This window comes from Vibrio sp. 1580 (genome assembly GCF_033340055.1).
In genome coordinates this window covers 1-1587 of sequence record NZ_JAWOVT010000045.1, presented here as the reverse complement: position 1 = coordinate 1587, position 1587 = coordinate 1, and the positions used below count along the sequence as shown (strand labels likewise).

Genomic DNA, 1587 nt, shown 5'->3' with positions numbered 1-1587 from the left:
AATGTTCAGTATTCATTGAGCCGAACAAAATCTTAAATTGAAGAGTTTGATCATGGCTCAGATTGAACGCTGGCGGCAGGCCTAACACATGCAAGTCGAGCGGAAACGAGTTATCTGAACCTTCGGGGAACGATAACGGCGTCGAGCGGCGGACGGGTGAGTAATGCCTAGGAAATTGCCCTGATGTGGGGGATAACCATTGGAAACGATGGCTAATACCGCATGATGCCTACGGGCCAAAGAGGGGGACCTTCGGGCCTCTCGCGTCAGGATATGCCTAGGTGGGATTAGCTAGTTGGTGAGGTAAGGGCTCACCAAGGCGACGATCCCTAGCTGGTCTGAGAGGATGATCAGCCACACTGGAACTGAGACACGGTCCAGACTCCTACGGGAGGCAGCAGTGGGGAATATTGCACAATGGGCGCAAGCCTGATGCAGCCATGCCGCGTGTGTGAAGAAGGCCTTCGGGTTGTAAAGCACTTTCAGTCGTGAGGAAGGTAGTGTAGTTAATAGCTGCATTATTTGACGTTAGCGACAGAAGAAGCACCGGCTAACTCCGTGCCAGCAGCCGCGGTAATACGGAGGGTGCGAGCGTTAATCGGAATTACTGGGCGTAAAGCGCATGCAGGTGGTTTGTTAAGTCAGATGTGAAAGCCCGGGGCTCAACCTCGGAATAGCATTTGAAACTGGCAGACTAGAGTACTGTAGAGGGGGGTAGAATTTCAGGTGTAGCGGTGAAATGCGTAGAGATCTGAAGGAATACCGGTGGCGAAGGCGGCCCCCTGGACAGATACTGACACTCAGATGCGAAAGCGTGGGGAGCAAACAGGATTAGATACCCTGGTAGTCCACGCCGTAAACGATGTCTACTTGGAGGTTGTGGCCTTGAGCCGTGGCTTTCGGAGCTAACGCGTTAAGTAGACCGCCTGGGGAGTACGGTCGCAAGATTAAAACTCAAATGAATTGACGGGGGCCCGCACAAGCGGTGGAGCATGTGGTTTAATTCGATGCAACGCGAAGAACCTTACCTACTCTTGACATCCAGAGAACTTTCCAGAGATGGATTGGTGCCTTCGGGAACTCTGAGACAGGTGCTGCATGGCTGTCGTCAGCTCGTGTTGTGAAATGTTGGGTTAAGTCCCGCAACGAGCGCAACCCTTATCCTTGTTTGCCAGCGAGTAATGTCGGGAACTCCAGGGAGACTGCCGGTGATAAACCGGAGGAAGGTGGGGACGACGTCAAGTCATCATGGCCCTTACGAGTAGGGCTACACACGTGCTACAATGGCGCATACAGAGGGCGGCCAACTTGCGAAAGTGAGCGAATCCCAAAAAGTGCGTCGTAGTCCGGATTGGAGTCTGCAACTCGACTCCATGAAGTCGGAATCGCTAGTAATCGTGGATCAGAATGCCACGGTGAATACGTTCCCGGGCCTTGTACACACCGCCCGTCACACCATGGGAGTGGGCTGCAAAAGAAGTAGGTAGTTTAACCTTCGGGGGGACGCTTACCACTTTGTGGTTCATGACTGGGGTGAAGTCGTAACAAGGTAGCGCTAGGGGAACCTGGCGCTGGATCACCTCCTTA

The 1587-nt window shown here is 53.2% G+C and carries 1 rRNA gene; it reads left to right on the top strand.

The annotated features are described in order from the left end of the window. Window positions 1-34: 34 nt before the first annotated feature. A 16S ribosomal RNA gene (locus R7093_RS23880) occupies window positions 35-1587 on the top strand.